Raw genomic sequence first — 8140 nt, 5'->3', positions numbered from 1 at the left:
CTGCAAGTCCCAGCCACCGTCCAGCTCAACGAACGCGATATCTCGATCCTGCAGGCCCGCACGGCAGGCTTCGTCCAGCGAGTCGCCCGCCTGGCACCCGGTGACGTCGTGGCCGCCGGCGCCTTCATTGCCGAACTGCTCGTGCCGGAATGGGCCGGCGCCCAGCAGGAGTTCCTGGCGGTGCGCGGTACCGGCGACGAAGCCCTGGCTAGCGCGGCGCGCCAGCGCCTCGTGCTCATGGGCATGCCAGCTTCCCTCATCCAGCAGGTCGAGCGAACGGGTCAAGTCCAGGCGCTGACGACGGTGCATGCGCCCACCGGAGGCCTGGTGCAGGAGTTGATGGTCCGTCCGGGCATGACGGTGTCCCAAGGTATGAGCCTGGCCCGCATCACCGGGCTGTCCACGGTCTGGATCGAGGCTGCGTTGCCCGAAGCTCAGGCCGGCATGGCGCGGGTGGGCGAACCGGTCGATGTGGTGCTGACGGCTTTCCCGGGCGAGACGCTGCGCGGCAAGATCAGCGCGGTGCTGCCGGAGGCCAGCAGCGAGACGCGCACGCTGCGCGTCAGGGTCGAGTTGCGCAACCCCCAGGGGCGCCTGCGGGCCGGCATGTTTGCAACGATGCGGCTGGGCGGGTCCAGCGAGGAAGCACTGGTCGTCCCCGCCGAGGCGGTCATTCGCACCGGCCAGCGCGTGGTGGTCTACGTCGTCGAGCAGCCCGGGCGCTTCACGCCGGTCCAGGTTCGCCTGGGCCGCGAGCTGGGCGACAAGCTGGAGGTCCTGCAGGGCTTGCAGCCGGGCCAGCAGGTTGTTGCTTCGGGCCAGTTCCTCATCGATTCCGAGGCCAGCATGCAGGGGGTGATGCAGCGGCAGGCGAGCCCCGGTGCGCCTGCCGCCAGCGCCGCGCTGCGCCTTGAACCCAAGGGAGGCGCCCAATGATCGCCGCACTGATCCGCTGGTCGGTCGGCAACCGCTTCCTGGTGCTGCTGGCCACGCTCTTTCTCGCTGTCGCCGGCGTGCTCTCGTTGCGCTCCACGCCCATCGACGCGCTGCCGGACCTGTCGGACGTGCAGGTCATCATCCGCACCAGCTACCCCGGCCAGGCGCCGCAGATCGTCGAGAACCAGGTCACCTACCCGCTGGCGACGACCATGCTGTCGGTGCCGGGCGCCAAGACCGTGCGTGCGTTCTCGTTCTTCGGGGACTCCTTCGTCTACGTGATCTTCGAGGACGGCACGGACCTGTACTGGGCACGCTCCCGCGTGCTGGAGTACCTGAACCAAGTCCAGGGCAGGTTGCCGGCGACGGCCAAGCCTTCGCTTGGGCCCGACGCGACCGGCGTGGGCTGGGTGTTCCAGTACGCGCTGGTGGACCGCAGCGGGCAGCACGATCTGTCGCAGCTGCGCGCGCTGCAGGACTGGTTCCTCAAGTTCGAGCTGAAGGCCGTCGCCAATGTCGCCGAGGTCGCCACCGTCGGCGGCATGGTCAAGCAGTACCAGGTGGTCATGGATCCGGCCAAGCTGGTCGCCTACGGCATCACGCACAACCAGGTGCGCGAGGCGCTGATGAACGGCAACCAGGAGGCCGGTGGCGCGGTGCTGGAACTGGCCGAGGCCGAGTACATGGTGCGCGCCAGCGGCTTCCTCAAGTCACTGGACGACTTCCGCAGCATCGTGCTGGCCAACCGCAATGGCGTGCCGGTGCTGCTGGGCCAGGTCGCCACCGTCCAGATCGGCCCGGAGATGCGCCGCGGCATCACTGAGCTGGATGGCGAAGGCGAGGCGGTGGGCGGCGTGGTGATCCTGCGCACCGGCAAGAACGCCCAGGCCACCATTGCCGCGGTCAAAGACAAGCTCAAGCAGCTACAGGCCAGCCTGCCCAAAGGCGTCGAGATCGTCACGACCTATGACCGCAGCTCGCTGATCCAGCGCGCCATCGACAACCTGTCGATGAAGTTGGTCGAGGAATTCATCGTGGTCGCGATCGTCTGTGCGGTGTTCCTGTGGCACTTGCGCTCCGCGCTGGTGGCCATCATCTCGCTGCCGCTGGGCGTCATGGCGGCCTTCCTGGTCATGCAATACCAGGGGCTGAACGCCAACATCATGTCGCTGGGCGGCATCGCCATTGCCGTCGGCGCCATGGTGGATGCGGCCGTCGTCATGATCGAGAACGCGCACAAGAAGCTGGAGGCTTGGCAGCACGCGCACCCGGATGAAGAGTTGAAGGGTGAGGCCCGCTGGGCGGTCATCACTGACGCCGCCGTCGAGGTGGGGCCAGCGCTGTTCTTCTCGCTGCTGATCATCACGCTGTCCTTTGTGCCGGTCTTCACGTTGCAGGCGCAGGAGGGTCGGCTGTTCGGGCCGCTGGCCTACACGAAGACCTATGCGATGGCTGCTGCCGCGGGCCTGTCGGTCACGCTGATCCCGGTGCTGATGGGCTACTGGATCCGCGGACGCATCCCGGACGAGCGGCGCAATCCGATCACGCGGGGGCTGATCGCGATGTATCGGCCGGCGCTGGAAGTCGTGCTGCGCTGGCCCAAAGCCACGATCGTGGTGGGCGTGGCGGCGTTCGCGACAACCTTATGGCCTCTGATGCGCCTGGGGGGTGAGTTCCTGCCGCCCCTGGACGAGGGCGACCTGTTGTACATGCCATCGGCGCTCCCTGGCCTGTCGGCCCAAAAGGCCGCCGAGCTGCTGCAGATCACCGATCGCATGATCAGGACGGTGCCTGAGGTGCAAAGGGTGTTCGGCAAGGCCGGGCGGGCCGAGACCGCCACCGACCCGGCGCCATTGGAGATGTTCGAGACCACCGTCCAGCTCAAGCCGCGCGACCAGTGGCGCCCGGGCATGACGCCGGAGAAGCTGGTGGAGGAACTGGACCGCACGGTGAAGGTGCCTGGCCTGAGCAACATTTGGATCCCACCGATCCGCAACCGCATCGACATGTTGGCCACTGGCATCAAGAGCCCCATCGGCGTGAAGGTCTCCGCCACGGATCTGACCGCCATTGATCGGGTCGCTGCCCAGATCGAGGCGGTGGCGAAGAATGTGCCCGGTGTCAGCTCGGCGTTGGCCGAGCGACTGACTGGCGGCCGCTACGTCGACGTGCAGATCGACCGGGCGGCAGCGGCGCGGTTTGGCATGAACGTGAGTGACGTGCAGGCGGTGGTGTCAGGCGCCATCGGAGGCGAGAACGTCGGCGAGACCGTCGAAGGACTGGCCCGTTTCCCGATCAACCTGCGCTATCCGCGCGAACTGCGCGACACGCCGCAGAAGCTGCGCAACCTGACGGTGCTCACACCCGGCGGCCAGCAGGTGACGCTGGGCAGCTTGGCCACCGTCGCGCTTGTCGACGGCCCGCCCATGCTCAAGAGCGAGAACGCCCGGCCATCCGGCTGGGTCTACGTCGACGTGCGCGGCCGTGACCTGGCGTCGGTCGCTGGTGACTTGCGGCGCGCGGTGGCCCAGCAGGTGCGCCTGGAGCCGGGCATGAGCCTGGCGTACTCCGGGCAGTTCGAGTACATGGAGCGCGCCAACGAGCGGCTGAAGGTCGTCGTGCCGGCGACGCTGCTCATCATCTTCGTGCTGCTGTACCTGACGTTCCGGCGTGCCGAGGAGGCTGCGCTGATCATGGCCACGCTGCCGCTCGCGTTGACCGGCGGGGTGTGGTTCCTCTACCTGCTGGGCTACAACCTGTCCGTGGCCACCGGCGTGGGCTTCATCGCGCTGGCGGGGGTGTCGGCGGAATTCGGGGTGGTGATGCTGCTGTACCTCAAGCACGCGCTCGAAGACCGGATGCGCGCCGGCATGCCCATGACGCGGGACGTGGTGCTCGACGCCGTCCGCGAGGGCGCCGTGCTGCGGGTGCGGCCCAAGGCAATGACGGTGGCCGTGATCCTCGCCGGCCTGCTGCCCATCGTCTGCGGCTCGGGCACCGGCTCCGAGGTCATGAGCCGGATTGCCGCGCCCATGCTTGGCGGCATGTTGACGGCGCCGCTGCTGTCCCTTTTCGTCGTGCCTGCGGCTTTCACATTGATGCGGGGAAGGCCGCAGCCAGCTGCATGCCTGCAGTGACACGCTTGGCACTAGAAATCAGCCACCTTGCCCCAGGACGATTCGTTGAATCGTGCGGGGTTGAAAGGTGCGGGATCGAAGATTGGCCGGGCACCCGTGACCAGGTCGGCGATCAGGTGGCCTGCGCCGGGGCCGATGCCGAACCCGTGGCCGGAAAAGCCCGCGGCCAGAATGAAGCCGGGCATATGCGGCAGTTCCCCGATACCCGGCACGCCGTCGGGCGTGCTGTCGATGTAGCCCGCCCAGGTGCTGGCGATGCGGGCCGCGCGCAGCGCCGGCAACAAGTCGACGGCGCGGCGGTGGGTTTCGCGAACGCCGGCAGGGTCGGGTTTGGGGTCGAGGATGCGCGCCCGTTCCATCGGCGTGGGCTCGTCCAGCTTCCATCGCGCACGGGTTTCGTGACCCCAGCGGATGCCTTCCAGCCCACCGGGAAATACATTGCGCCAGYGCTTGGCGAACATCGGCACGAACTGCGGTGCGAAGCGCAGCAGCTGCGGCGTGGGGTCGACGCGCCCACGCCCGCTGATTGCCAGGACGTAGTGGCCGTCAGGGCGCCGGGTGACGGCGACGCGCGGGCCCGCCAGGGCGTCCGGCAGGCGCTGTTCCACCGGTGCCAGACGCACTATGGATTGACGCACCGTGGCGAGCGGGAACCGCACGCCGAGCTGGTTGCAGAACGATGACGCCCACGCACCGCCCGCGAGAACCGCGGTGCGGGTCTTGATGGTCCCGGCTTCCGTCACGACGCCGCTGACGCGGCCGCCTTCCAGCTCGATGCCGCGAGCGGCGCAGTTCTGGTGGACGGTGCCGCCGAGTTTCATGAGCGCGGCTGCCACGGCAGGTGCCGCCTTGGCCGGGTCGGCCGTACCGTCGCTCGGCGAGAAGACGCCGCCTTTCCACACGCGGCCGGTCGCCTGGCCCCGCTCCGACGCCTCGCGGCCACTGAGCATGTGGGTGGTCACGCCAGCCGTCTTCGCCAGCTCGCGCCAGCTGGCCCAGCCGGAAATCTGGGCATCGTCGTCGCTCAGGTAGAGCAAGCCGCAGCGCTTGAAGCCCGTGTCCTCGCCGGTGTCGGCGGCAAACTGATCCCAGAGTTCAAGGCTCTTGGTGGCCATCGGCAGTTCGCGGGCGTCCCGGTTCTGCTGGCGGCACCAGCCCCAGTTGCGGCTCGACTGCTCGGCGCCGATGAGGCCCTTCTCGACCACGGCGACCGACAGGCCGCGCCGGGCCAGGTAGTAGGCGGTGAAGACACCGATGATGCCGCCGCCGATCACGACAACGTCGGCGCTGGCCGGCGGCTTGGGCGAGGTCTCGATGAGGCGCAATGGCTGGGACATATTGGATCTTGACAGTCGTTTCAGGCCGGGACGGTTTGCACCACGTAGAACTTCGCGACGTGGTCGTGGCTCTCCCAGCCGATGGGCGCGCCCTGCGGCACGAAGAGCGCATCGCCAGCGCCCGCCGACAGCACGCTGCCGTTGGGGCTGGCGAATCGCACGTTGCCGGCCAGCAGGTGCATGAATTCGTTGAGGGGATGCGGACGGACGACGCGGTGGTAGGGCGTCGAGTCCCAGGTGCCGGCGCGGTACTGCGTCTGCTCCTCAGTGAAGACGTTGTCGCTGCGGCAGGCCGGGCTCGGGCCTAGCAGCGTTTGCGCCGGTGGCGGGTTGGAGGGCTTCAGGTCGGCCTCGGCGTGCAAGGGCGTGATGCCGGGCGCCGATGGGCCATCACTTGCGGCCGCGCAGCACACGAAGCGCACGCCAACCCCGGCCTGGATGCGCACCGCAGTCCCCCGTGCGATGACGGCGCCCGCCTCGGGACCGAGCACCAGCGGCGCCGCGCCAGCCGCTGTCAGCGTCAGCTGGCCCGCCACGACGACGAGGGTCTCGGTATGAGGAAAGCTGGCCACGTCGATATCGCCAGTGAAGTTGACCCGGCCGGCGATCATCGCGCCGGGTCCTTCCCAGGCGATCTCGCGACATGGCGCGAACGGGTCGTCCTTGCCGAAGGCCGCCTGGTGGAAGGTCGTCGAAAGGGGGGCACCGTCGGCGCGGTGCAGCAGCAGGGCTGCGGTCATGCGTGCTCCTCGTTCATGTAGCCAAGAATGGCTTTGGTTTCCAGGTATTCCTGCAGGCCTTCGACGCCGTACTCACGGCCGTTGCCCGAGCGCTTGTAGCCGCCGAAGGGGGCGTTTGGGTTCCACGCCGGATGGTTGATGTGCACCTGCCCCGAGCGGATGCGCGCAGCGACGGCACGCGCGGCGGCGGGGTCGCGGCTCTGCACATGGGCGCCCAGGCCGTAGACCGTGTCGTTGGCGATCTCCACGGCCTCGTCCACGCCGTCGTAGGCAATGATGGACAGCACCGGCCCGAAGATCTCCTCCTGCGCGATGCGCATTTGCGGCTGCACGTCGGAGAAGATGGTCGGGCGGACGTAGAAGCCGCGCTCCAGGCCCGGCGGCCGGCCGGGGCCGCCGCAGACGAGCCGGGCGCCTTCGGCGAGGCCGGCCTCGATCATTTCCTGAACGCGGTTGAACTGGGCGCGATTGGCGACCGGACCGTGCGTCGTCTGCGGCAAGCGCGGGTCACCCACGACGAGGGCCGCGGCCGCTTCGGCGGCGAGCCGCTCGACCTCCGCCAGGCGCTCGCGCGGGACGATCATGCGGGTCGGGGCGCTGCAGGACTGGCCGACGTTGCGGAAGGCCGCGGCCACGCCCAGAGGTATGGCGCGCGGGAGGTCCGYGTCGGGCAGAACGATGTTGGGCGACTTGCCGCCCAGTTCCTGCGCGACCCGCTTGACCGTCGGCGCGGCCGCCTGGGCCACCAGCACGCCGGCGCGCGTCGAGCCGGTGATCGAGATCATGTCGACATCCGGGTGCGCCGCCAGCGCTGCGCCAACCTCCGGCCCCTCGCCATTGACGAGGTTGAACACGCCGGCAGGGACGCCGGCATCGCGCATCACCTCGGCGAAGAGCAGCGCGCTCAAGGGCGACAGCTCGCTGGGCTTCAGCACGACGGTGCACCCCGCCGCCAGCGCGGGGCCGACCTTGGCGGTGATCTGGTAAAGCGGCCAGTTCCAGGGCGTGATCAGCCCGCACACGCCGATGGGCTCGCGCAGGATGGACACACCCTCGCGATGGGTCAGGAAGGGATAGCTGCGTGCCAGGTCACGCGCCACGCGGATGTGCTCTGCGGCAATGGGCACCYGCGTGCTGCGCGCGACGCTGATGGCGGCGCCCATTTCCAACGAGATGGCCTGCGCGAACCACTCCGCGCGCTCCAGGATCAAGGCGTGCACTCGGTCGAGCAGCGCGGCCCGGGTTTCGACCGCACTGACGGACCAGGTGGTGAAGGCCCGCCGGGCTGCGGCCACGGCGGCGTCGACGTCCTGCGCATTGCCCAGCGCGATCTCCGCGACGGCCTGCTCCGTCGACGGGTTGGTGACGGCGCTGCGGGCCGCACCCGCCGGAGTGCGCCACTCACCGCCGATGAAGACGCGATCCAGGTGGCCGGCGTTCATGAGACGCTCGATGACGGGGTTCATTCAGTGTGTCCTTTGGGACCTGACAAGGCGAACGAAAGTAGACATGAAGGGCCGCTTGAGGGCGTGCCGGATGTGCGCCGGACTTCGCAAGAATCTGTCGTGCCGGCCCCGCAGAACAGCGAGCGCTGCTGTGGATGGCCGCTGCCCCGGATCTAAGCTCGGCCATGCTTGAAGAACAGATCCCCGCCACTGCGGTCGACGACCTGATGCCCGACCTGGTCGCCTTGCGCCGCGACCTGCATGCCCACCCGGAGCTGGCCTTCCAGGAGCGGCGCACCGCCGGCATCGTCGCGGCGGCGTTGCGCCTGCTCGGGCTCGAAGTGCACGAAGGCCTGGGTGGCACCGGTGTCGTCGGCACGCTGCGCCACGGCACGAGCGGCCGCTCGGTCGGGCTGCGTGCCGACATGGACGCACTGCCGATGGCCGAACAGTCGCGCCTGGGCCATGCCAGCCGCCATGCCGGCGCACACCACGGCTGCGGCCACGACGGCCACACCGCCATGCTGCTCGGCGCCGCGCGGCAC

Annotated in this window: 6 protein-coding genes; 3 read left to right on the top strand and 3 right to left on the bottom strand. The window is 69.0% G+C overall.

All coding sequences use genetic code 11. The features are described 5' to 3' along the window. Positions 1-936: efflux RND transporter periplasmic adaptor subunit (locus AC1DU6_RS13570; RefSeq protein WP_477857732.1), on the top strand; the 936-nt coding region annotated here is incomplete at its 5' end. After that, on the top strand, positions 933-4073 hold the full coding sequence (locus AC1DU6_RS13565; protein ID WP_477857730.1) for an efflux RND transporter permease subunit: 3141 nt from the start codon (positions 933-935) through the stop codon (positions 4071-4073). The genes AC1DU6_RS13570 and AC1DU6_RS13565, both read left to right, overlap by 4 nt. 11 nt (positions 4074-4084) lie before the next feature. Here AC1DU6_RS13565 and AC1DU6_RS13560 read toward each other — a convergent pair whose 3' ends face one another. The 3 genes from AC1DU6_RS13560 to AC1DU6_RS13550 are packed head-to-tail and all read right to left on the bottom strand — an operon-like array spanning position 4085 to position 7616. Further along, positions 4085-5410, bottom strand: coding sequence for an NAD(P)/FAD-dependent oxidoreductase (locus AC1DU6_RS13560; protein WP_477857728.1), 1326 nt, complete (start codon positions 5408-5410; stop codon positions 4085-4087). A gap of 20 nt (positions 5411-5430) precedes the next feature. Continuing rightward, entirely contained in the window at positions 5431-6150 is a 720-nt protein-coding gene (locus tag AC1DU6_RS13555; RefSeq protein WP_457442316.1) for a cupin domain-containing protein, read from the bottom strand. Continuing rightward, complete coding sequence (locus AC1DU6_RS13550) at positions 6147-7616, bottom strand: aldehyde dehydrogenase family protein (protein WP_477857726.1); 1470 nt, start codon at positions 7614-7616, stop codon at positions 6147-6149. The genes AC1DU6_RS13555 and AC1DU6_RS13550 overlap by 4 nt, the downstream gene beginning before the upstream one ends. Positions 7617-7780: 164 nt before the next feature. Between AC1DU6_RS13550 and AC1DU6_RS13545 the strand changes: the two genes are divergently transcribed. Next, the coding region (locus AC1DU6_RS13545; RefSeq protein WP_477857724.1) for a M20/M25/M40 family metallo-hydrolase at positions 7781-8140 on the top strand (360 nt) is incomplete at its 3' end.

It is taken from the genome of Roseateles sp. P5_B10 (genome assembly GCF_056400485.1).
This window is presented reverse-complemented; position numbering and strand designations above follow the sequence as displayed.

What these genes read in the sequence shown, in the direction of transcription:
- AC1DU6_RS13565 (WP_477857730.1), top strand. Translation starts at nt 933, where the DNA reads ATGATCGCCGCACTGATCCGCTGGTCGGTCGGCAACCGCTTCCTGGTG.
- AC1DU6_RS13555 (WP_457442316.1), bottom strand. Translation starts at nt 6,150, where the DNA reads ATGACCGCAGCCCTGCTGCTGCACCGCGCCGACGGTGCCCCCCTTTCG.